The sequence below is a fragment of the Arenibacter amylolyticus genome (genome assembly GCF_002150785.1).
GTDB lineage: Bacteria > Bacteroidota > Bacteroidia > Flavobacteriales > Flavobacteriaceae > Arenibacter > Arenibacter amylolyticus.
This window is the reverse complement of sequence record NZ_MTAZ01000019.1, coordinates 68615-93252: the sequence shown is the minus strand read 5'-3', so window position 1 is coordinate 93252 and position 24638 is coordinate 68615. Positions and strand designations below refer to the sequence as shown.

Annotated in this window: 22 protein-coding genes; 16 read left to right on the top strand and 6 right to left on the bottom strand. The window is 40.8% G+C overall.

Features of this window, described 5'->3' with window-relative positions; genetic code table 11:
• Positions 1–13: 13 nt before the first annotated feature.
• Positions 14–1069 carry a S66 peptidase family protein gene (locus BV214_RS09200; RefSeq protein ID WP_086477314.1) on the top strand — a complete coding sequence of 352 codons (1056 nt, stop codon included), beginning with the start codon at positions 14–16 and terminating at the stop codon, positions 1067–1069.
• A 79-nt stretch (positions 1070–1148) separates the two neighbouring features.
• Here the strand turns inward: BV214_RS09200 and recQ are convergent, their stop codons facing one another.
• Positions 1149–3350, bottom strand: coding sequence for a DNA helicase RecQ (recQ, locus tag BV214_RS09195; protein WP_086477313.1), 2202 nt, complete (start codon positions 3348–3350; stop codon positions 1149–1151).
• A 212-nt stretch (positions 3351–3562) separates the two neighbouring features.
• Between recQ and BV214_RS09190 the strand changes: the two genes are divergently transcribed.
• The 4 genes from BV214_RS09190 to lptB all read left to right on the top strand — a co-directional run bounded on the left by BV214_RS09190 (position 3563) and on the right by lptB (position 6507).
• The gene (locus tag BV214_RS09190) at positions 3563–4528 is read left to right on the top strand and encodes a KpsF/GutQ family sugar-phosphate isomerase (protein WP_086477207.1); all 966 of its coding nucleotides are present in this window, start codon (positions 3563–3565) and stop codon (positions 4526–4528) included.
• Complete coding sequence (tatC, locus tag BV214_RS09185) at positions 4528–5367, top strand: twin-arginine translocase subunit TatC (RefSeq protein ID WP_086477206.1); 840 nt, start codon at positions 4528–4530, stop codon at positions 5365–5367. Before BV214_RS09190 ends, tatC begins: the two co-directional genes overlap by 1 nt.
• Positions 5351–5701: a carboxymuconolactone decarboxylase family protein gene (locus BV214_RS09180; RefSeq protein WP_086477205.1), complete on the top strand. Its 351-nt coding sequence runs from the start codon at positions 5351–5353 to the stop codon at positions 5699–5701. The genes tatC and BV214_RS09180 overlap by 17 nt, the downstream gene beginning before the upstream one ends.
• 65 nt (positions 5702–5766) lie before the next feature.
• On the top strand, positions 5767–6507 hold the full coding sequence (lptB, locus tag BV214_RS09175; protein ID WP_086477204.1) for an LPS export ABC transporter ATP-binding protein: 741 nt from the start codon (positions 5767–5769) through the stop codon (positions 6505–6507).
• A 92-nt stretch (positions 6508–6599) separates the two neighbouring features.
• Here lptB and BV214_RS09170 read toward each other — a convergent pair whose 3' ends face one another.
• Positions 6600–7364 (bottom strand): CDP-alcohol phosphatidyltransferase family protein, encoded by a 765-nt coding sequence (locus BV214_RS09170; RefSeq protein ID WP_086477203.1) that lies wholly within the window; start codon positions 7362–7364, stop codon positions 6600–6602.
• Between the two features lie 274 nt (positions 7365–7638).
• Here BV214_RS09170 and BV214_RS09165 point away from each other — a divergent pair, with 274 nt between their 5' ends.
• The 8 genes from BV214_RS09165 (at position 7639) to BV214_RS09135 (ending at position 17607) form a co-directional block, all read left to right on the top strand.
• Entirely contained in the window at positions 7639–8859 is a 1221-nt protein-coding gene (locus BV214_RS09165) for a lipoprotein N-acyltransferase Lnb domain-containing protein (RefSeq protein ID WP_245806768.1), read from the top strand.
• Between the two features lie 7 nt (positions 8860–8866).
• Entirely contained in the window at positions 8867–10735 is a 1869-nt protein-coding gene (locus BV214_RS09160; RefSeq protein ID WP_086477201.1) for an ABC-F family ATP-binding cassette domain-containing protein, read from the top strand.
• A gap of 59 nt (positions 10736–10794) precedes the next feature.
• A complete protein-coding gene (locus BV214_RS09155; protein WP_086477200.1) occupies positions 10795–11295 on the top strand; it encodes a hypothetical protein in 501 nt (166 codons plus the stop codon).
• Positions 11296–11340: 45 nt separating this feature from the next.
• A complete protein-coding gene (locus tag BV214_RS16770; protein WP_176328487.1) occupies positions 11341–11508 on the top strand; it encodes a hypothetical protein in 168 nt (55 codons plus the stop codon).
• 114 nt (positions 11509–11622) lie between these two features.
• Positions 11623–12198: a cob(I)yrinic acid a,c-diamide adenosyltransferase gene (locus tag BV214_RS09150; protein ID WP_086477199.1), complete on the top strand. Its 576-nt coding sequence runs from the start codon at positions 11623–11625 to the stop codon at positions 12196–12198.
• 134 nt (positions 12199–12332) lie between these two features.
• Positions 12333–12557, top strand: coding sequence for a DUF2795 domain-containing protein (locus tag BV214_RS09145; protein ID WP_013994285.1), 225 nt, complete (start codon positions 12333–12335; stop codon positions 12555–12557).
• Positions 12558–12710: 153 nt separating this feature from the next.
• Complete coding sequence (secA, locus tag BV214_RS09140) at positions 12711–16070, top strand: preprotein translocase subunit SecA (RefSeq protein WP_086477198.1); 3360 nt, start codon at positions 12711–12713, stop codon at positions 16068–16070.
• A gap of 316 nt (positions 16071–16386) precedes the next feature.
• Positions 16387–17607, top strand: coding sequence for a sensor histidine kinase (locus BV214_RS09135; protein WP_086477197.1), 1221 nt, complete (start codon positions 16387–16389; stop codon positions 17605–17607).
• A gap of 100 nt (positions 17608–17707) precedes the next feature.
• On the opposite strand, the gene BV214_RS09130 is transcribed toward BV214_RS09135, so the two are convergent.
• On the bottom strand, positions 17708–17944 hold the full coding sequence (locus BV214_RS09130; protein ID WP_086477196.1) for a hypothetical protein: 237 nt from the start codon (positions 17942–17944) through the stop codon (positions 17708–17710).
• Positions 17945–18344: 400 nt separating this feature from the next.
• Here BV214_RS09130 and msrA point away from each other — a divergent pair, with 400 nt between their 5' ends.
• The 3 genes from msrA to BV214_RS09115 all read left to right on the top strand — a co-directional run bounded on the left by msrA (position 18345) and on the right by BV214_RS09115 (position 21886).
• Positions 18345–19031: a peptide-methionine (S)-S-oxide reductase MsrA gene (gene msrA / locus BV214_RS09125; protein WP_086477195.1), complete on the top strand. Its 687-nt coding sequence runs from the start codon at positions 18345–18347 to the stop codon at positions 19029–19031.
• Between the two features lie 134 nt (positions 19032–19165).
• Positions 19166–20557 carry a 3-keto-disaccharide hydrolase gene (locus BV214_RS09120; protein WP_086477194.1) on the top strand — a complete coding sequence of 464 codons (1392 nt, stop codon included), beginning with the start codon at positions 19166–19168 and terminating at the stop codon, positions 20555–20557.
• Positions 20558–21886 (top strand): Gfo/Idh/MocA family oxidoreductase, encoded by a 1329-nt coding sequence (locus tag BV214_RS09115; RefSeq protein WP_086477193.1) that lies wholly within the window; start codon positions 20558–20560, stop codon positions 21884–21886.
• A 25-nt stretch (positions 21887–21911) separates the two neighbouring features.
• Here the strand turns inward: BV214_RS09115 and BV214_RS09110 are convergent, their stop codons facing one another.
• From BV214_RS09110 to BV214_RS09100, 3 genes are read right to left on the bottom strand one after another with little or no spacing between them, the layout of a single operon-like run.
• Positions 21912–23423: a hypothetical protein gene (locus tag BV214_RS09110; protein ID WP_140157743.1), complete on the bottom strand. Its 1512-nt coding sequence runs from the start codon at positions 23421–23423 to the stop codon at positions 21912–21914.
• A gap of 29 nt (positions 23424–23452) precedes the next feature.
• Positions 23453–24049 (bottom strand): hypothetical protein, encoded by a 597-nt coding sequence (locus BV214_RS09105; protein WP_086477191.1) that lies wholly within the window; start codon positions 24047–24049, stop codon positions 23453–23455.
• Positions 24033–24575 carry an RNA polymerase sigma factor gene (locus tag BV214_RS09100; protein ID WP_086477190.1) on the bottom strand — a complete coding sequence of 181 codons (543 nt, stop codon included), beginning with the start codon at positions 24573–24575 and terminating at the stop codon, positions 24033–24035. Before BV214_RS09100 ends, BV214_RS09105 begins: the two co-directional genes overlap by 17 nt.
• Positions 24576–24638: the final 63 nt, after the last annotated feature.

The following is a 24638-nucleotide window of genomic DNA, read 5'->3' as shown; positions in this document are numbered from 1 at the left end:
TATACCCAATTTTATGCAACAGAGAAGACAATTCTTAAAAAAAGCCAGTGGCGTAGGCATTGCCTGTATGGCCCCATCCCTCTTATTAGGTCAACCCAACCCGATGCTACCCTCCATATCCCCCGTAAAACCAAGAGCATTAAAAAGAGGTGACACTATAGGGCTCATTGCACCCGGTTTTGCCATACCTCCCAATATTTTAGAACAAGCAAAGGACACCTTGAGGACGATGGGTTTTATTCCTTTCCATACAGACCGCATTCTTGGAAACCATGGTTATTTTAGCAATACGGATGAAGAAAGAGCAGCAGATTTAAATGAGATCTTTGCCAATCCCAAGGTAGCGGGCATTCTTTGTGCACGAGGGGGCTACGGATGCACACGCATCATGAACAAGATAGACTTTGACCTTATAAGAAAGAACCCAAAAGTTTTTATTGGATTTAGTGATATAACGGCCTTATTGAATGCCATGTATCAAAAGACGGGATTAATAACATTTCACGGACCTGTAGGGAGTACTATTACGGACGATTACAGTATTGCCCAATTGGAAAAAGTGGTAATGGACACCAGATCAAAACAACCCTTGGTGAATAAAAATTACCCGGACAAGCCAGAATTCAAAAAACCCGAATATGAGCGATACACCATTTGCCCTGGTAAAGCGAAAGGTAAACTGCTAGGTGGAAGCCTTACCTTGGTCAGTGCCTTAGTAGGCACACCCGATGAAATAGATTTTACAGATGCCATTGTCTGCCTAGAGGAAATTGAGGAGGCCCCCTACCGTATTGATCGAATGCTAACGCAATTAATGCAGAGCAAAACCTTACATAAAGCTGCAGGGGTGGCCTTGGGGGTGTTTAAGGGTTGCGACCGAACACCTGGCCCCACCACCTTCACCTTAAAGGAAGTTATTTTGGATAGGATAGCAGCTTTAAATATTCCTGCCGTATACGGACTTTCTTTTGGACATATAAACCATAACTTCACCATTCCTATTGGTATAAAGGCCTCTTTGGATGCGGAAAACAAGAAACTAACCTTGCTAGAAAGTGCGGTTCAATAACTATACAGTATGTACAAAACAAAAAAAATCCCCGTTTTAGCTAAAACGGGGATTTTTTGTTTTCTTTAGGCATTACAACCTAATTGGCCACTTCACTTATAAATTTAAGTCGATACAAGCGAAGTTCCTCATCTTCATAATCCCCATCAAACTCTTTTAAAGCTTCTTCTATACCATCGGACTCCGCTTCCAAAAAGTATTCATGGATCTCTTCCTGCTGATCTTCATCCAAAATATCATCGATCCAATAATCCAGGTTCAACTTGGTCCCACTATAGACTATCTGCTCCATTTCCTTAATAAGCTCCTCTAGCTCCAATCCTTTGGACGAAGCGATATCATCTAGAGGCAACTTGCGGTCCACATTCTGAATGATATATAATTTTAAGGCAGAGTTGGCACCGGTACTTTTTACCACTAAATCATCGGGCCGTAAAATATTGTTTTCCTCCACGTAAGAGGCTATTAGCTCCAAAAAGGGCTTTCCATACCTTTTGGCTTTTCCTTCCCCTACCCCATTGATATTGACAAGCTCTTCTACGGTAACTGGATATTTTAATGCCATATCCTCCAGAGAAGGATCCTGAAACACTACAAATGGAGGTACCTCTAGCCTATTGGCCTGTTTCTTCCTTAGATCCCTGAGCATTTTTAGCAGCCTATTATCTGCCACGCCTCCACCAGCTTTTGCTGCACTTACAATAGCATCGTCTGACTGCTTATTGTAAACGTGATCTATAGTCATCATAAAAGAGGTAGGATTTTTTAAAAACTCCTTACCTGAAGCCGTTACTTGTAAAATTCCGTACTGCTCTATTTCCTTTTTCAGTAAACCAGCTACCAGCATTTGACGGATTAGGGCCATCCAATAGCCTTTATCCATATCCTTACCAATACCGAAAAACTGCTTTTCTTCCGTTTTATGGGAAGAAATAAGGGCATTGACCTTACCGGTTAGCGCCTTGACAACCTCCTTGGATTTAAATTTTTCACTAGTCCCGGATACCACCTGAATAACCTTAAGAACATTGTCCTTAGCTTCCTGTTTTTCCTTAGGATTACGGGAGTTGTCATCCATATCCGCACCATCACCGTTCTCCTCGTCAAATTCCTCCCCAAAATAATGGAGGATAAATTTTCTTCTAGACATGGAAGTTTCTGCATAGGCAACTATTTCCTGTAACAGGGCGTTTCCGATCTCTTGTTCTGCCACGGGTTTCCCGGACATAAATTTTTCCAATTTTTCTATATCCTTATAGGAGTAAAAGGCCAAACAGTGACCTTCTCCCCCATCCCTACCGGCTCTTCCGGTTTCCTGGTAATAGCTCTCGATACTTTTAGGAATGTCGTGGTGGATTACAAAACGAACATCTGGCTTATCTATTCCCATTCCAAAGGCAATAGTAGCCACTACCACATCTACATCTTCCATTAGGAACATGTCCTGATATTTAGATCTGGTTTTGGCATCGAAACCCGCGTGATAAGGGACCGCGCTAATTCCGTTAACCTGTAACACCTGGGCTAGTTCTTCCACTCTTTTACGGCTTAAGCAATAGATAATCCCCGATTTCCCTTGATTCTGTTTTACAAAACGGATAATATCGGCATCTACATTCTTGGTTTTTGGCCTTACCTCGTAAAAAAGATTGGGTCTATTAAAGCTAGCCTTATAGACCTCTGCATCCCCAATTCCTAAGTTTTTAATAATATCTTCCTGCACCTTTGGAGTTGCAGTAGCCGTAAGAGCAATAATAGGGATATTATCCCCTAGCCTCTGAACAATGGATTTTAAATTACGGTATTCTGGCCTAAAATCGTGCCCCCATTCAGAAATACAGTGCGCTTCATCTACAGCAACGAAAGAAATTTTTTCATTTTGTAGAAAATCCACATACTCCTCCTTGGTCAGCGATTCTGGAGCCACGTACAAAAGTTTGGTGACCCCGGAGCTAACATCTTCCTTAACCTGTCTAACCTCTGATTTGTTTAGGGAGGAGTTTAACACATGGGCTACCCCAGTATGCTCGGATATTCCACGAATGGCATCCACTTGATTTTTCATTAGAGCGATTAAGGGAGAAACCACAATGGCCGTCCCTTCCAACATTAATGCGGGAAGCTGATAACACAAAGATTTCCCCCCTCCAGTGGGCATAATTACAAAGGTGTTGTTTCCCTGAACTATATTTTTAACTACATCTTCCTGTAATCCTTTAAACTGGGAGAATCCAAAATATTTTTTTAGGTAGGCACCTAAATCGACCTCATCAATACTCATACCGTACTTTACCATTTTCTTCATGTTATTTGGCCACTACACCAAAAGTAAATTCTTTAAGTTAAGTAATTTTTCAGTTTTTATTTAATTATTTTGCAGAAATTAATTTCTTGAAAATTAAAATATCCTATATACTTTAGTTTATGTAATTTTACCGATTTAAATATAAGATTTTCTTTTAGGATAGAAATTTCACCACATAATTTAACATTATTTTGAGTAATCATAATATACTGGCCATAGCGAAAAAAGCTATTGAAAATGAGGCCGAGGCGATCCACAACCTCTCCTCCCTTTTAGACGATGATTTCTCCAAAGCCGTTGAATACATTCGCACCTCCAAAGGTAGGGTAATTATTTCAGGTATAGGAAAAAGTGCCTTAATAGCTTCAAAAATTGTTGCCACCCTAAACTCCACTGGTACGCCCTCTATTTTTATGCATGCAGCAGATGCCATCCATGGGGATTTAGGGACCGTACAGGAGAACGATGTTGTGATCTGTATATCCAAAAGCGGCAATACAGCGGAAATTAAAATGCTGGTCCCCTTAATTAAACGCGGGAACAACAAATTGATAGGGATGACAGGGAACAAAGACTCCTTTTTAGCCCAGCAGGCAGATTTTGTACTAAACACCTATGTAGAAAAAGAAGCCTGCCCCAACAACCTAGCCCCAACCACCAGTACCACGGCTCAATTGGTAATGGGCGATGCCCTTGCAATATGCCTATTGGAGTTAAAAGGGTTCAGTAGCAAGGATTTTGCAAAATACCATCCAGGAGGTGCCTTAGGCAAAAAACTTTACCTACGGGTAGGGGACCTGGCCACCACCAACCAAGTGCCCCAAGTGGACATTAGTTGCGATGTAAAATCGGTGATTGTAGAAATTTCTGAAAAAATGTTGGGTGCCACCGCGGTGATGGAAAACAATAAGATAGTGGGCATCGTTACCGATGGCGATATACGACGAATGCTAAACAAGTACGATAACATCTACGGGTTAACCGCCAAGGATATTATGAGCAACACCCCTAAGACAATAGATGTGAACGTTTTGGCCATAAAGGCTTTAGAACTTATGCAGGCTAAAGGCATTTCTCAGCTACTAGCTGTGGATGGTGACCAATATAAAGGGATAGTACACTTACATAATTTAATAAACGAAGGAATACTCTAATGACAAAAAACAAAAAGACCCCTAATGAAATGTCGTTTCTAGACCATTTAGAAGAATTAAGATGGCATTTAATTCGAGCAACTTTAGCTGTTGTACTTATAGGGAGTGTTGCCTTTTTAATGAAGGATTTTATATTCGGAACCATCATCTTTGGACCTATGATGCCCCATTTCCCAACCTATGAGGTCTTCTGTACACTGTCTAAGTTATTAGGTTTTAGCGAGGCGTTTTGCAACGCTGAGCCTTTGTTTACAGTTCAAAGTAGGCAAATGTCCGAGCAGTTTTCTGCACATATATGGACTTCTATCTGGGCCGGATTTATTGTAGGCTTCCCCTACGTTCTTTATGAATTATGGAAATTTATAGCCCCTGGACTCTATGATAGTGAAAGACAGAATGCCAAAGGATTTATATTTATTGCCTCTGCCCTATTTTTCACTGGGGTGTTGTTTGGGTACTATATCGTAGCTCCATTGTCTATCAATTTCCTAGGAGGGTATTCTATTAGCGATACGGTAATACGGGAGATCGATTTAAGCTCCTACATATCTACGGTAAGAGCGGCAGTAATTGCATGTGGACTCATTTTTGAATTACCGATAATAATCTATTTCCTAACCAAAATAGGACTTGTTACCCCGGATGTACTGCGCAAATACCGAAAAATAGCCCTTGTAGTAGTATTGATCCTGTCTGCTATTATTACCCCTCCGGACGTAGCTAGCCAGATTATTGTAGCGATCCCTATATTGATATTGTATCAGGTAAGTATCTTTATCTCCAAAGTTGTTTTACGAAACGAAGCAAAAAAAGAAAAGCGACATGTCAAATCAAGTTAAAGAGTTCAACGAGTATCGCACCAAAATGAATGAGAAGATTTTGGCCGATAACAACAAAATAATCAAAAGGATCTTCAACCTAGATACCAATGCGTATGCCGCCGGGGCTCTAGATGTTAAAACAAAGGAATTATTGGGCCTGGTAGCTTCAGCGGTATTGCGCTGTGACGACTGCGTAAAGTACCATTTGGAAAGTTCCCATAAGGAGGGCGCCACCAAGGAAGAGGTAATGGAAACCTTGGGAATAGCTACTTTGGTTGGCGGCACCATCGTGGTACCTCACCTAAGAAAAGCTTATGAATATTGGGAAGAACTGGAAAACCTACAAGGTTAAAAAAACGACAAATTCTTTCCCTTGATCAAGATAAGGGTTAGTTTTGGGAAATAGCAACGAAAAATATGAAGCTAAGAGCAGAAAATATAATGAAGTCCTACCGAGGACGACAGGTGGTCAGAGGGATTTCCCTGGAAGTTAACCAAGGTGAAATTGTGGGATTGTTAGGACCCAATGGAGCTGGAAAAACCACCTCCTTTTATATGATCGTTGGCTTGATTAAACCAAATGGAGGCAAGATTTTTTTGGACCAAAAAGAGATCACCAATTTCCCCATGTACAAAAGGGCGCAACACGGAATCGGTTATCTTGCCCAAGAAGCTTCCGTTTTTAGAAAGCTAAGTATTGAAGACAATATCCTTAGCGTACTTCAGCTCACCAAATTGAGCAAAAAAGAACAATTAATGAAGATGGAGTCGCTCATAGAGGAGTTTGGCCTTGGTCATATCCGCAAGAACAGGGGTGATCTATTATCGGGGGGAGAAAGAAGACGTACCGAAATTGCCAGGGCACTTGCTACCGACCCCAAATTTATTCTATTAGATGAACCCTTTGCAGGGGTAGATCCGGTTGCCGTAGAGGATATTCAGAAAATTGTTGCCCAGTTAAAGGATAAAAACATAGGCATTTTAATTACTGACCATAACGTACAAGAAACCTTGGCCATTACAGAACGCTCCTATCTAATGTTTGAGGGAGGCATCTTAAAATCCGGGGTTCCAGAAGATTTGGCTGCAGATGAAATGGTCCGTAAGGTATACCTAGGACAAAACTTTGAACTTAGAAAAAAGAAGCTAGACTTTTAAGCTGGCCCCCTCTTAACCATTTTCAAATAGTTTAAGCATACACTCCTGGCACCTTCACGCCAGGATTCTGCCAGTCCCCACCCATCAATGGACTATTGAACTTGCTTTCTATTGTCCAATTGCATTATTACGGAGCTCACTATGTAAATAGCAATTATAGCTGGTATGGCCATAAACTTCATAGTAAGGATTAGTACCAGACTAACCACTATAAACACATAGCGCATTGCATTGCTTTTTATACTCCAATTTTTAAATTTCAGAGCAAACAGTTTTATGGGAGCATTCAACAAAAAAGTACTCAACAAGGTAGTCACAATCAAGAAGGTTTCATTTAAGATTAGGTGGTTCAAGACCTCGTTGTTGTGATAAAGGAGAATTAAAGGAAAAGACAATATCAATAAGGCATTAGCAGGAGTGGGCAACCCTACAAAGGAAGACACCTGATTCTCATCCACATTAAATTTCGCCAAGCGATAGGCCGACCCCAAGGTGATGAGAAACCCTAGAAAGGGAAGCCATGGCAAAGCGGTGGCACTCTCTTCCAAAGTATCCGTGGCCACGGAGACCCACCCTGTATTCCACCCTCCATGCAAAGACATGGATAATAGCTGGTACATTACAATTCCTGGCACCAATCCACTAGTAATCATATCGGCCAAGGAATCCAATTGTAGGCCCAGTTCACTTTTCACATCTAGGGCACGGGCAGCTAGACCATCGAAGAAATCGAAAAAGATACCCAAAAAGACAAATAAAGCAGCAATATCCAAGTGATTCTTAACCGCAAACACCGTTGCAATACAACCGCATAATAGGTTTAACATGGTAATTAAATTTGGGATATGTCTTTTCATATGTTACTATTTATTATTTTTTTGACGATCCTATGCAATTGGTACACCTGTGATTTTGATATGGATCAGGTTTCCTCTTGCTCCTACCAAGGGATTCATATTTTTATATAGAGTGCTGTATTCCCTACAGAAACAAGTCGCTAAATAAATTCGGAACCAAGATAGGCAAACATGGGTAAAAATACCATTTAATAAAAAATGCTGTTAAAATTAACGCCATTTTTTACAATCGCCTCTCCCAGTGTTCCTAAATCCTTTTATTTATTCGATATTTGTGTCTATTATCACAAGCAGCAGCGTCTCCCTTTTCAATATGTGGTTTAAAAACAAACTATTCTTATTCTTTTTCAGTATTAGCATGCTCTGTTGGGCACAACAGGAAGAGTTATCCTCCACCGCCCAAATCAGCGTGCTCACCTGCGGTTCTGGTTCCGATCTGTATACCACCTTTGGCCATAGTGCCTTTAGAGTAAAAGACCCTTTAAAGGGATTGGATGTGGTGTACAATTATGGCACCTTTGATTTTAACCCTCCAATGTTCTATGTGGATTTTGCCATGGGCAACCTCTACTATTCCCTAAGCAAGCAGAAAACCCCCTATTTTCTCTATGCCTATGAATTGGAAAACCGGTGGGTGGTAGAACAACAACTTAATTTGGACCCGGCTGAAAAAAATACGCTATACCAATATCTTGAAACCAATCACTTACCCGAGAACAGGGATTATTTATATGATTTCTTCTATAATAATTGTGCCACTAAAATTGGAGATGTTTTAGAGGAAACCTTGGGCAGCAATTTAGTTTTTGAGGATAAGCTAGCGGAAAAATACACCTTTAGGGAATTGATACATCAAAACCTGACCTTAAATTCCTGGTCCAGTTTTGGGATAGACCTTGCCTTGGGATCGGTCATTGATAAAACGGCCACTTCAAAGGAGCACATGTTCTTACCAGATTATGTGATGTATCAGCTACGCAACACTACCTTGGAAGGCAACAACCTAGTAGGCAAGGAAAACACCATCTTGGGTAAGCGAGAAATAGCTACGGCCCAAAGTTTTTTTGGTACTCCCCTATTCTGGATATTGGTAGTTTCCCTTTGGGTGCTATTCCTTACTTATAGGGATTATAAAAAGAAGGCTCGGAGCAGGTGGTTAGATGTTACGCTCTTTACCCTAACTGGCCTAACAGGCCTATTGGTACTGCTTCTATGGTTCTTTACGGACCATACTGCCACGGTAAATAATTTTAATATATTTTGGGTATTCCCAGTCAATATCTTGGTTGCCTTTGTGATCCATAAAAAAAATGTTTCCACTTCTTGGCTCCCCAAATATATACTGTTTCTTTTGGGGATGGTAGTGGCCACAGCTATTATATGGATCTTTAAAATTCAGGCTTTTTCACCACTAATCACTCCTCTTTTAATAATGCTAGGAATTCGATATCTGTATTTATGGAAGCATTTCCAGCATTCAACTCGTTTAAAATAAATTATCAATGAATCTTCTCACGGTAGAAAACCTATCCAAATCGTTTGGCGAACTTACCCTTTTTTCCAATATCTCCTTTGGTATTAACAAGGATCAAAAGATTGCTTTTATCGCTAAAAACGGTAGTGGAAAAACTTCTATATTAAATATATTGGCAGGTAAAGATTCTTCGGATACCGGCCAAGTGAACATGCGAAAAGGTGTCAGGATCTCCTTCTTGGAACAAGAGCCCAACCTAGACCCCGATCTAACGATAGAAGAAACCATTTTTGCTTCGGACAACGAGGTGTTAAAAGTGATTCAAAATTACGAGCACGCCTTGCAAAACCCAGAGGATGCAGAAGCCTATCAAAAAGCTTTTGAGGCAATGGAACGTTATGATGCATGGGATTTTGAGACCCAGTATAAACAAATTCTATCCAAATTAAAGCTGGATGACCTTTCCATTAAGATTAATTTATTGTCTGGAGGACAAAAGAAACGACTGGCATTGGCGAATGCCCTGATCAATAGGCCCGATCTACTGATCTTGGATGAGCCTACCAACCACTTGGATCTGGAGATGATAGAATGGTTAGAGCAGTATTTCGCCAGAGAAAATCTCACCCTCTTCATGGTAACTCACGATAGGTATTTCTTGGAACGGGTTTGTAATGAGATTTTGGAATTGGACAATGGACAATTATACAACTACAAAGGAAATTACTCCTATTACCTAGAGAAGAAGGAAGCCAGAATAGAGCAAGAGGCTGTGGAACAGCACAAATCCAAACTACTCTACAAAAAGGAACTAGACTGGATGCGCAAGCAACCCAAGGCCCGTACCACCAAATCCAAATCCAGGATAGATGATTTTCACGATATAAAAGAACGAGCCAATAAGCGCAGGCAGGATCATGAGATACAGCTAGAAATTAATATGGAGCGGATGGGTAGTAAGGTGGTAGAACTCCATAAAATATCTAAATCCTACCCCGGGAAACCCATCTTAGATAAGTTTGAATATAATTTTATTAAGGGAGAGCGGATTGGGATCATTGGAAAGAATGGTACTGGTAAATCTACCTTCCTAAATATTCTAACTGGGAAAGACACCCCAGACAGCGGTAAGGTAGTTATTGGGGAAACCATCAAATTTGGTTATTACACCCAGGGGGGCATTGAGATTAAAGAAGGTCAGAAAGTAATTGATGTTATCCGTGAGTTTGGGGATTATATCCCCCTAATGAAAGGCAGACAGATATCTGCACAACAGTTGCTAGAGCGATTTTTGTTTGATCGCAAAAAGCAGTACGATTTTGTTGAGAAACTAAGCGGTGGGGAGCGAAAACGATTATATCTATGTACTGTCCTCATTCAAAATCCAAATTTCCTAATTCTGGATGAACCTACTAACGACCTAGATATTGTTACCCTGAATGTTTTGGAGAGTTTTTTATTGGATTTCCCAGGATGTCTATTGGTGGTTTCGCACGACAGGTACTTTATGGATAAAATTGTAGACCATTTATTCGTATTTAGAGGCAATGCCCATATAGAGGACTTCCCAGGCAACTATTCCGATTACCGAACCTATGAGGACAGTATGGAACAAGACCTAAGGGCCGAGAAACAAAAAGCAGTAGAGATTAAAAGCTCTAAACCGGAACGCACCGATTCCCAAAAGGAAAAAAAACTTAGTTTTTTGGAACAGAAGGAGTTTAAGCAATTGGAAAAAGACATAGAGAAATTAGAAGCCAAAAAGGAAGCGCTACAACACAAATTCACAGACACCAGCCTTTCTGGAGAGGAAATTACTGAGCTTTCCATACAGCTAAGTGACATTGAAGCTAGTATAGAAAAGAAAACCGAACGATGGTTTGAGCTATCCATGTAAGGATACACTATAATTATAAGGACAAGGTTCAACTTGCACTTAAAACAGGATTTTTTTAAATGCTTTATAGGGTTTTATCATATATAAGATTTTGGCTTGCATCTACCAACCAACATGGGGTACACTCGCCTTTCATTTATAATTTTGTCACCAAATGCCTCTATAAGCCACCTTATTATCCCTCCCCTAAAAGCACGGCTATTCTTTTAAAGAGCCTGGATTACTTTAAACTAAAGGAGGTACAGCTGGTAGGTGATAATGAAGCACTGATAAAGCGATTGAGCTCCCATGGAATAACTATTACGGCGCAAAACTCAAAATTACTTTGCCTAGATTCCCTAAGCAAAACCATCTTGGATAAATATGTAGTAGGAAACCCAGCAATCAAGAACGGTAGTATTATCTACGTCCCGGCAATTTATAGAAATGAGGAACGGAACACCTTTTGGAAAACCCTTCAGCAGCTGGAGGTGGTAACTGTAAGTATGGATATGTATTTTGGGGGCCTTCTCTTTATTAGACAAGAGCAAGCAAGGGAACATTTTAAAATTAGAGTTTAAACCCGTAAATTTAGACTACGATAAAAGCTACATAAACTTAATTCAATGGACTACACCATCTATATTGTACTTGCTATACTTGCTATACTGTACTTTGTTTTCCAAGGCCAAAACAGAAAGAAAAAGAGGGATCGGAAATCCAGAAAATTTATGGAGGGCCACCGGATGGAGGATCGCAATAAATCCATAGAAGAGGAGAAAACCCAAGGATAGTTATCCCCTTAATGTCTCCAAAACTCAAGAATTTCCAGAAGTAAGGAAGTCCAAAGGGAGAGTTATCCCTGTTCCTAAGTAAGCACAGAACACGCATCTAAATAAGAAATCACTATGAAAATATATACAAAGACGGGCGATGACGGCACCACAGGCCTTTTAGGTGGCACCCGGGTTCCCAAACATCATATCCGAATAGAAAGCTATGGTACCATTGACGAGTTAAATTCATGGATAGGCCTAATCAGGGATCAAAAAACAGACCCCTTAACCAACACGGTACTGAAGACTATCCAAGACAAACTTTTTACTATTGGTGCACTCTTGGCGGTTGACCCTGAGAAAGAAAAATTAAAAAATGGAAAGGACAGACTCAATATTCCTAAGATAGGCGAGGATGACTTAACATTTTTGGAGCAGGAGATCGATAGGATGGAACAAGGCTTGGCACCTATGACCCATTTTATACTCCCAGGAGGTCACCCAACAGTGTCATATTGTCATATTTCCCGAACCATCTGCCGCAGGGCAGAACGATTAGTGTCGCATCTAAACCAAATGTCAGGAGTAGATGCCCATATTTTAGCCTATATTAACCGACTTTCGGACTTTCTATTTGTATTGGCACGAAACTTGTCTAAACAACTTAATGTGCAAGAGACACAATGGATTCCTGATAAGAAGAAGTAACAAAATCCATTAAAAATATATCATTAACCCGTTGAAAGTAATATATTGTTAATAAATTAGTTATATTTCAATCAAAACAACTTGCTTATTACACAATAAAATTTACTTTTGCAAAAATTTAATATACTATTGCGATGTATTGGACTTTAGAATTAGCATCCTATTTGAGCGATGCACCCTGGCCAGCGACCAAAGACGAATTGATAGATTACTCAATTAGAACCGGTGCCCCTCTAGAAGTTGTGGAAAACCTACAATCTATGGAAGAGGAAGGTGGGGAAATCTATGAGTCAATTGAAGAGATTTGGCCAGACTATCCTACGGAAGAAGATTATCTTTGGAACGAGGACGAGTATTAAAATATTAACGGAATTACAACAAAAAAGTCTCATCAGAGGCTTTTTTTTTACGTAATTTTGAGACTGCTTTTAGTATAACCGAACCTTGCGTTGCCATAAGACGTACCCGAAAGGCCTTTATTTAGGTCCTTTCATTAACAACATTATAATACTATGAATTTTTTAAATTCCATCATAAAGGCATTTGTAGGAGACAAGTCCAAGAAAGACGTAAAAGACCTACAGCCATTGGTAGACCAAATAAAGTCCTTTGAATCCGAATTAGAAAAACTTTCCCTTGATGAGCTTCGAGAAAAGACTACCTTCTTTAAGAATACCATCCAAGAAGCCATAAAGGAGAATCAGGACAAGATAGCAGCACTTTTAGAAGAGGTTAAGGCTTCCCCTGATATCGATAAGAATGAGGAGCTTTATGGGGAAATAGACCGTTTAAAAGAAGAGGTCTATACCACTACGGAGGCAACTCTTAACCAGATCCTTCCCGAAGCATTTGCTGTGGTAAAGGAGACAGCCAAAAGATTTGCCAACAATGAGACCCTCACGGTGAAAGCCACAGAGTATGACCGATTATTATCTGGTACCAAGGAGTATGTTTCCTTAAGTGGGGAGCAGGCCAATTGGAGTAACTCTTGGGATGCAGCCGGAACCAAGGTCACGTGGGACATGGTACACTATGATGTTCAGTTAATTGGAGGTATCGCATTACATCAGGGTAAAATTGCAGAGATGCAGACCGGGGAAGGTAAAACCTTGGTAGCTACCCTACCCCTATATCTCAACGCCCTTACCGGGAACGGAGCACACTTGGTTACGGTAAACGATTATTTGGCTAAAAGGGATAGTGCATGGATGGCCCCTATCTTTGAATTCCACGGACTTTCGGTAGATTGTATAGATCAACACCAGCCAAACTCAGATGGCAGAAGAGCTGCCTACAATGCTGATATCACCTATGGTACCAACAACGAATTTGGATTTGATTACCTAAGGGACAATATGGCCCACACCCCTTCGGACCTCGTACAAAGACCACATAACTTTGCCATTGTGGATGAGGTGGATTCCGTTCTTGTGGATGATGCCCGTACTCCTTTGATTATTTCTGGACCTGTACCAGAAGGGGATCGTCATGAGTTTAACGAATTAAAACCAAAAGTAAGTGACATTGTTAGCAAACAAAGAGCTTATTTGACCGGGGTATTGGCGGAAGCAAAAAAATTAATTCAAGAAGGAAATACCAAAGAAGGAGGCTTTCTATTATTACGTGTCTACAGGGGATTACCCAAAACCAAGGCCCTAATTAAATTCTTGAGTGAAGAAGGGGTTAAACAGTTACTGCAAAAGACCGAAAACTTCTATATGCAAGACAACAACCGGGAAATGCATCAAATAGATGAAGAGCTCTGGTTTGTTATCGATGAAAAGAACAATCAAATAGAACTTACGGATAAAGGGGTAGAATACCTTTCCGGAGATGGGGATAAGGATTTCTTTGTGATGCCCGATATTGGTAATGAAATTGCCAAAATTGAAAGTCAGGACTTGGAGATCAATGAAGAGGCAGAATTAAAGGAAGAGTTATTCAAGGATTTCGCCATTAAAAGCGAAAGAATCCATACCATGAACCAATTGCTAAAAGCCTATACCCTCTTTGAAAAAGATGTGGAGTATGTGGTGATGGACAATAAAGTAATGATTGTGGACGAGCAGACCGGACGTATTATGGACGGGCGTAGGTATTCCGATGGACTTCACCAGGCTATAGAGGCCAAGGAGAACGTTAAGATAGAGGCTATGACCCAGACCTTTGCCACGATAACCTTGCAGAATTATTTTAGGATGTACAGCAAGCTGGCGGGGATGACAGGAACCGCTATCACCGAAGCCGGTGAATTCTGGGAAATCTACAAGTTGGATGTTATGGAGATTCCAACCAACAGACCCATAGCTCGTGAGGATAAGCAAGATTTGATCTATAAGACCAAACGCGAAAAATACAATGGTATCATTGAAGAGGTGACCAAAATCTCCAAAGCTGGAAGACCCGTATTGATTGGAACCACTTCTGTAGAAGTTTCGGAATTACTATCTAGAATGCTCCACATTAGAAAGGTTCCCCATAATGTCCTTAACGCCAAACTGCACAAGAAAGAAGCAGAAATTGTGGCCGAAGCAGGAAAAGCGGGTATTGTAACCATTGCTACCAACATGGCCGGTCGTGGTACCGATATTAAATTAAGTAAGGAAGTTAAGGAAGCAGGTGGTTTGGCCATTATTGGTACGGAACGCCATGACTCTAGACGGGTAGATAGGCAGTTAAGAGGTAGATCTGGACGACAAGGAGATCCGGGAAGCTCACAATTCTATGTATCCTTGGAAGATAACCTAATGCGTCTATTTGGTTCGGACAGAGTGGCCAAAATGATGGACAAAATGGGCTTGGAAGAAGGAGAGGTTATTCAACATTCCATGATGACCAAATCCATTGAGCGCGCACAGAAAAAAGTAGAGGAAAACAACTTTGGGATTCGTAAGCGATTGTTGGAGTACGACGATGTTATGAATGCGCAAAGGGAGGTTATTTACAAGAGAAGAAGGCATGCTTTACAGGGCGAGCGATTAAAATTGGATATTGCCAATATGATCTATGACACCTGTGAGATAATCGTAGATACCAACAAGGCTGCCAACGACTACAAAAACTTTGAGTTTGAACTGATAAAATATTTCTCCATTACCTCCCCAATAAGCGAGGAGGACTTTGCCAAATTGGGAGTTCAGGAGATGGCCAATCAAATTTATAAGGCCACTTATGAACATTACCAAAACAAAATGGAGCGGAATGCCGCCATTGCCTTTCCCGTTATTAAAAACGTCTATGAAGACAATGCCAATAAATTTGAAAGAATTGTAGTTCCATTTACAGACGGCATAAAATCCTTGAATGTGGTAACCAATCTTCAGGAGGCTTATGAGTCTAACGGAAAGCAATTGATAACCGATTTTGAGAAGAACATCTCCCTGGCTATCATTGATGACTCTTGGAAAACCCATCTGAGAAAAATGGACGAATTAAAACAGTCCGTTCAATTGGCGGTGCACGAACAAAAAGATCCTTTACTTATCTATAAGTTTGAAGCGTTTGAGCTCTTTAAAGCAATGATAGAGAAGGTGAATAAAGAAATAGTATCCTTTTTGTTCAAGGGAGAATTGCCCAACCAAAGCAACGAGATTCAAGAGGCTAGGAACGTTAGCAGACCTAAGGAAAATCTTAAAACTTCCAAGGAAGAGATTCCGAATAGTGATGAAATGGCAGCACGAAGCAGGGCTGTTGGTCAAAATCAGTCTGGTAGACCCCAGGTTACCGAGACCATCGTCCGGGAAAAGGCCAAAATTGGAAGAAATGAACGGGTTACTATTAAAAATGTAATGTCCGGAGAGAGCAAAACCTTAAAATACAAGCAAGCAGAACCCCTCATTGATAAGGGAGAATGGGTATTGATTGAGGAATAATCCAAAAGAGACCTACTGTAAACCTAGTATCAGCGCGACGAATCCCTATTTGTCGCGCTTTTTTTTAACATCCTTCCTTCTAAGAATATTCTTAGGTAAATCAAAGATTAAATTTACTTTTTCGCTATTTAGACCTTACATTAAAAAAAACTTATTATATTGAGTACAGAAAGAAAAGTCGACCTTTTTTTCCATCAAATTCACTTCCCCCAAATAATTTGATGTAACCTACTTTATTAATTGAATTAAAGTACGTAGTACCATAATCCAATTAGGTTATCATAGTCAGATTACTCACCATTAATCATTTACATTAATGCGTATACCCATTAAAAACATACCCCATTTCACTAACAAGGTCCATTTCACGTTAAGGGTAAATTACATTGCATCCTTCCTTACCATTATTTTTGGTGTTCTTTGTTTTACGATCCTTAAAATTAGCCAGATTATCCCCTATGTTTTTATATTTTTTGGAATCTTAAACCTGATCAATACTGTTCTTTATAGCAAACATAAATCGCTTTCGCTCACCTACAACATAAGCTCCATCATGGCACTTGCGACTGCTATAATTGTCACCTTATATAGTGGCGGCATCAATAGTCCATTTATTTTTGTTTTGGCACTGATAGTTTTTACAGGCTATATTAGCACCCAGACCTATGGCAGGATCTATTTAAACCTCAACCTACTTATTATTGTGCTCATCTATTCTCAAAGTGTGGCACAATTTAATTTTACGGAGAATGTGGTTCCCCTGGAAAGCAGAAACCTGTTTAGCCTCCTTAGTATTCTCTTCTCCGTTTACCTACTGGGGAGTGTTTTGGGGAAAAATCTTGTAAAAGCGCATCAGGAACTTTTAAAAATAAGAAAAGAGAATGAAATAAGTATCAAGGAAAAAGACAACCTGCTTAAGGAGATTCACCATAGAGTAAAGAACAATTTACAAACGGTATCCAGTCTTTTAAGCCTGCAATCCAGAACTAGCGGGGACAAAAAGATCAGCCAAATCATTAAAAGCAGTCAAAATCGCGTCATTTCCATGGCCATGGTACATGAGATGCTGTACAATCGCAAAGACATCTCCAGAATAGAATACAAATCCTATGTGCGAGAGTTGGGAGAATATTTGGTCCGTTCTTTTAAAGGCAAGGAAAACAATATCACACTGAATATTCAAATCCCAAATATTAAGTTGGGAATAGATACCGCCATCCCTCTCGGTCTCTTGATTAACGAAGTAATCACCAATGCTCTAAAATACGGGATCAAAAATGAAGAATATGGCGAGATCTATATTGAAATTAAAAAGCTAAACGCTAAAGACTATCAACTATTCATTGGGGATGATGGAGTAGGATTCCCGGAAAACACTTCCTTCGCGAACTCTCAAACCTTAGGACTAAAGCTTATTCATAATTTGGTAAGACAACTTAGAGGGACTATTGTAAGGGACAACTCCAAAAAAGGGGCCAATTACATCATAGCATTTTCGGAGGTAAATCACCAGTTCAATCCCGTTGCAAGCTCCTAAAAGAACATGACGGAATAGCCACTGTAGCGGCGACAAAATCTCATTAATTCTTGAATTGGATCTGGAGGTTTTTAATTGAATAAAAGCAATGAAATGAAACCTAGGCCAACTTGGCTCTGTTCCGTTTTGTAGTGAAAGACAATTCCTTTTTTATCCTGGAATTCTTAAATTTATATACGCGTGCTACCTCCTTATTAGCCTCCTTGGAAGTCTTCTGCCCATTAGTAATTTGCATTTCCACGGATGCTGTTTCCAACGCTACCGACTTATTTCCCTGCTGGGCATGGGCCGAACCACCTATAAAAAGAACAAATAAAAAGCTAACAATTACTTTCATACTACGGGGAATTTATTCAACAAACTAACGTCTAATAAGTCCTTTGACACAATACAATAGGTTGAAGCTCCCAAATTTTCGGTGTCCGACAAAATCATAGATAAAGCGTCTATTATTGTCGATAAACGAAAAGAATACACTGGTTCACTTACCCAGTATATTGGTATTTGGTCGACCTTATAACAGAGCAGCCTTTATTAAGGGAATTGCTTGCTCACCTATGCTCTCATCAACGGAAAATTATATCCCTTCCCCTACCAAACATTAAGCCTAGGAAAACCAATCTCCAATCCTTAAAGGTTCCACGAATTCTTTTGTAAATTTATAGGGGCTCTCAGCTTTATGGGGAAATCCCTAAGATGGAAGCAGTAATTCATCCAATTAGTTGATAAAGAAAATCATGAGAAAAAATAGAATATACAGGAAAAAGGTACAATTAACGCTGCTCTTCCTACTAGGGCTTATTTCACTAAACTGTTTGTCCGTTGAAAAATCTGAAACCAAGACCAAGAAGATAGCTGTTACCACGCCCCAAAACCTACAGGAACTGGATACTGCCTATTTTGCGAGTGGTTGCTTTTGGTGTGTAGAAGCTATTTTTGAAGAGCTATCAGGGGTTAAAGAAGCAGTTTCTGGCTATGCAGGCGGCAAGGAGGTCGACCCCAGTTACAAAGCGGTGGCCAATGGCCTTACCTCCCATGCAGAAACTGTGGCGGTATATTACGACCCTAAACGTATTTCTTTCCAAACGCTAGTGACGGTATTTTTTGGTTCCCATGACCCCACCACCCTCAATAGACAGGGTCCGGACCACGGTCCCCAATACCGTTCTATTGCCTTTTACAAAACGGAGAAGGAGAAAAAGATCATCACAGACCATATAGCCACCCTAACAGAACAGAAAGTCTACCGTTCCCCTATTGTTACGGAAGTAAGTCCCTTTACCATATTTTACCAGGCAGAAGAGTACCATCAAGATTATGAGAAAAAACATCCCAACAACCCGTATATTCAAAATGTTTCCATCCCTCGTTTAAGAAAGTTTCAAAAGAAATTTCCCCATCTATTGAAAACACGGGAGCATTGATGGGTAAAAGCCTATAGAAAACTAAAGCAATAATCCCTCTTTCGCACTAAACAGCTTCACTTAATTAATTCCTTTTTCATATCTTTCAGAGTTTAAGAAACCATTACTAAATAACCACCTATTAAACCACCATCATGCGATTAAAATTTAAGTACCCCTTCTCCCTTTCTACCCTTGTTTTATCTTTCGTGCTATTTACCTCCTGTTCGAATACGAAAAAGGACCAAACCCCTTGGGTGCCTCTTTTTGATGGGACTTCTTTAAATGGCTGGAACCAAAAGGGAGGCATTGCCGATTATAGTATTAAAGATGGGGCCATTATTGGAACTACGGTCCATGACACCCCCAATTCCTTTTTAGCAACGGATACGCTGTATAGCGATTTTATTCTGGAATTAGAATTTAAGGTCGATTCTACCATGAATTCTGGCATTCAGATCCGTAGCAATAGTATACCTAGCTACCGAAATGGTAGGGTACACGGATACCAAGTAGAGATAGATCCCTCCAAGAGGGCATGGAGCGCAGGCATTTATGACGAGTCTAGACGCGGCTGGCTAAACACCTTGGAAAATAACCCCGCCGCACAAAGCGCCTTTAAACAGAACCAGTGGAACCATTATCGTGTGGAGGCCATTGGAGATACCATTAAGACGTGGATAAATGGCACACCTGCTGCTTACTTAATTGACGACAAAACTGCAAGTGGTTTTATAGCGCTACAGGTCCATAGTATTGGAAAAGACAAACAAGAAGGAACTACCATCGCATGGCGAAACATTAACATACTTACGGAAGATCTGGGAACCTATTCCCGAAAATCCCCTTTAGAGCCCATCGTCACTAAAAATCAACTTACCGTATCTGAAGCAAAAGACAATTGGGAATTGCTATGGGACGGGAAAACCACCAAAGGCTGGCGGGGAGCGCGTTTGGATGCTTTTCCAGAAAGCGGCTGGGAAATTAAAGACGGAATACTGACCGTACTTTCCTCGGGAGGGGAAGAGTCTGCCGCAGGTGGGGATATTGTTACTACTTCCCTTTATGGGGATTTTGAGCTGAAGGTAGATTTTAAACTTACCGAAGGAGCCAATAGCGGCATAAAATACTATGTAGATACGGATATTAATAAGGGACCTGGATCTTCCATAGGGTTGGAATATCAAATTTTAGATGACGATCGCCATCCCGATGCCAACAAGGGCAATCATCCAGGCAGCAGAACGGTTGCTTCTTTGTACGATCTTATCCAAGCAGACCCCAACAAACCGATACGTCCCATAGGAGAATGGAACACTGCCCACATAAAATCCATAAACAACCATGTAGAGCATTGGTTAAATGGCACCAAAGTATTAGCGTACGAACGAAAAAGTCCGGCCTTCCGCAAATTAGTGGCTAATAGTAAATATGTTAAATGGCCCAATTTTGGGGAAAGCGACCAAGGACATATCCTTCTTCAAGACCATGGGGATCGCGTATCCTTTAAAAACATAAAAATTAAACAAATAAAAAATAAAGAGTAAATGAGCAGCAGGAGACACTTTATTAAAAAGACTGCAGCAGGAAGTGCAGCACTTACCTTGGGCGGCTTGGTGCTGCCTCAAATGGGATACGGGAACATATTAGGAGCAAACGACCGCATCAATGTAGCCGTCTTTGGCGTTAGAAGCAGGGCTAAGGCACTTATTAAGGCCGTACACCAAGATGCCAATGCAAAAGTATTATACAACTGTGATGTAGACGAAACCATCCTAACCGAACACAATGCTTGGTGCGAGACCAATATTGGGTATATCCCGAAGGTGGAAAAAGATTTTAGAAAAATTCTAGAGGATAAAAAGGTGGATGCGGTTTTTATTGCCACCCCAGAACATTGGCATGCCCCCATGGCTATTATGGCCCTACAGGCCGGAAAACACGTGTATGTAGAAAAACCTTGTAGCCATAATCCACATGAAAATGAATTATTGGTTGCCGCGCAAAAACGATATGGTAAAAAGGTACAAATGGGCAACCAACAACGGTCTGCCCAGAGTTCTATTTTGGCCGTAAAGGAGATTAGAGAAGGAATTATAGGTGACGTCTATAAAGGGGAGGCCTACTATTCCAATAATAGAGGATCTATAGGTACTGGAAATAAGGTAGACGTTCCCAGCAGCCTAGACTGGGATCTATGGCAGGGTCCGGCGCCAAGGGAAAATTTCCGGGACAATATACATCCTTATAATTGGCATTGGTTTAGGGCATGGGGCACTGGAGAAGTGCACAACAATGGAACCCATGAGATAGACGTGTGTCGATGGGCACTTGGGGTAGACCTCCCTGATAGCGTAACTTCCTTTGGCGGAAAATTTACGTATCAGGACGACTGGGAATTTGTGGACAACCAACAGGTGACTTTCACCTATGGCGCTAATAAATTTATCACTTGGACTGGTCATAGTCGTGGGCTTATAAAACCAGACCAACCTGGAAGAGGCGCCACTATCTACGGCAGCAAGGGAACCATTACCCTTTCCAGAAACGGCTATGAACTATATAATCTGGATGGGAGCTTAATCAAACGAGTGGAAGAAGGGGTAAAAAGTGCCACCACGGATACCCAGGGAATGGGAGGATTGGACGGTAATCACGTTCTAAACTTCTTTGATGCTATACGGAAGGATACGGCTCAAAACGCTCCTATTACAGACGCCAGTATATCTACTATGACCTGTCATCTCGGAAATATAGCCCAGGACATGGGGAGAACCATTCATATAGATCGAACAACGGGAAGGGTGAAAAACGACCCCGAGGCCATGTCCCATTGGAAAAGGGAGTACGAGCCCGGTTGGGAGCCCAAGCTATAATAAACTTAAGGCCAGCCAATTTCCTTTAGTGCAGGGCAACTTCGCTGAAGTGTGAATTGACACTAATGGAGGTGCCACTGTCTTTTTTGTCCTTATACCCCGTATATGAGGTACTAGGGCCGTTTATTACTTTTTGCAGACTGAGGCCTTTTGGAAGGACAACCTCAGAGTGGGTTCCAGTAACCGATATAGTATAGGGGGAAGAAGGTAATTTACAACGCAGTTCGGCATTTTGCAGCTTAATGTCTAGGCTTTTCAAATCTTTGGAAACCCTTTGGATATCCAAAGGACCAAAATCGTTTTTAATAGTAGCCTCAGACAAGAGGGATTCGATCGTTATATCCGAAAAGGTAGCACTTAAACTAAGCTTACCAACTTCTTTTATGGTTACCTTTTCGGAATAATCGGCCCTTAATCTGCCTTCATTCCATCTTTCCACGCTAAGCGGAGAATAAAAAGCCTTGATCGAGGTTTGGTCTCCAGCTATATCATTGGCCCATAGGGAGGCGTACGACAAGGTAGCTTCTATATTATTTCCGCTCTCAGCCAATTTGACCTCCCCATGCCTCACATTCATTTTAATTTTCATGTTTTTGGGCAGCTTGATTTTAATCGATATTTTAATTTTATAATTCCTATGGCTACCCTTCTCGGAGAAGTAAAAAACATTAGGCCCGTGCCGGTGCTTTTGGCTTGGCGATTCCCGTTCCATTTCCATAATTCTCCCGTGCACACTTTCCCTCAATTCATTTCTCCTTACCGCTAATTCTTCCCTAAGTTCCTTACGCGACGCTTCCATGGCTTCCATTCTATTTTTACGTGCCTCCTCCATTTTTTCCCTACGCTCCTCCATTGCTTCCCGTTGCTCCTCAGCCCTTTCTCGATGTCTTTCCCTTAATTTCTCTCGCCTAATTTCCATGCGCGCGCTCCACTCCTCCATACTATCTTGATACTCCTGGCTAAAACTTTTGTCAAACTCCTTTTTCCATTCCTTCATATAGGCCGCACCATCTTTTTTATATGCCTCGTAGTCAAACGGCTGCATATTTATTGGCGGTAATGGGGGAATCTCCATAATCTCCGGAAGTTCTGGTAGCTCCGGTACTTCGGGAAGCTTAGGCAGGACCTCCATTTCAATTTCATGCCTCATCCCCTCCAAATCACTCAGCACATCCCCGTGTATCTCTCTAAAGCCATCTGGAGTAAAAGGAAATTGGGAACGATATTGAGAACCCGTACTTATTTCTATCTTCTTGCTATTTCCCATGATTTTAATGGGAGCGCCACTAAAAATTGTCGTTGCCTCTTCCTCGGTAGCACCTTCAATTTCCACTATGGCCACAATAGCCACTTGATTCCTATTCCAGGTTTCAAACTCCAAATCGCTGTAGCTCGTATTTATCTCCAAAACGGTTTCCTTTCCTACATTAAAATTCTCTTGGAAGGTCTTTGTTTTTTTCTGAGCGTAGCAGCTGGGAAATACAACCATTGTTAGAATGGTGGCAATTACTAGCATCCTTATATTCCTGTGTTTCATCTCAATTTATTTTTAGCGTTTACTTTCTCTTAGGTACTTAGTTGGGCATTAGCAGCGTTGGATCCTTTGTTTTGAGTCTTCAACTCCTTTAATTTATCTTGGAGCTTGTGCAACAATTGCAACCGCAGCTGTAAATTTTTAATTAGGGCCGTAATGGTCTGGTCATTGGGCCCCACCTCATTCAATTCCTTGGTTAGGCTATTATAGGCACTATTTAACTCTTCCAAACGTTCCATATAGCTATCGATTAAAACTTCATTGCGTTCCGATATTTCCAAGCGGGATAATTCCAAACTAATATGGGCCATATAATAATTCTCAACTTTCTTCAAGTCTGGGGATAGGTCTCCCAAAGAAATCCCGGCCTCTTGCGGCACTACCTTCTTACTATCTACTACGGTGGAATTAATGCTATCATTCTGTTGCATATTCAGCAATATATACGCCCCCAGACTTATCAGGAGCATCATAACCGCCGCCAGTTTCACCCAGGGAAAAGCCGCTCGTTGCGGATTGGGCAACTCTTTATCCAAGCGTTCTATAAAACGTTTTTCATGGCCCGGCCTCATGTAAAACTCGCCTCCCCGACCTTTATCCCTAAACATTTCTCTAAGATCCTGTGACATATTTATTTGATTTTAATAACAGCTTTAATTGTCCCTTCCCCCTTAATAACCTAGTTCTGCACGCAGTGGAACTTATGTTCAATATTTCTGAAATTTCTTGATGATCGTAACCTTCCAACAAAAACAATTGAATTACACTTCTATATTTTTCCGTTAAGTTATCCATCGCAAGGAGTACTTCTTGATAAGTTACATCATCGCTCACCGTCCAATCATCATTCACCGCCACCTGCATATACCCCTCCTTTAATTCTACCACCTTTAGTTCCTTGGCCTTTAGAAAATCGATGCATTTATTAATCACTATCTTTTTCAACCAGGCGCCAAAGCTTACCTCCCCTTTATATTGGTCAATTTTTTGAAAAGCCTTAATGAAGGCTTCCTGTAGAACGTCCTCGGCATCGTCCGCATTTTTCAAATATCGCATGGCAACACGGTACATTCCTTGGCAATATTGCCGGTAAAGTTTTAATTGCGCCCTACGATCGTTGCGCTTACATTTTTCTACAAGATCAATCTGAAACATTAGCCCGGTTTCATTACTTGGTTATGGTTATCGGTTATATTTTTAAGCAACTTGGGATTCCTA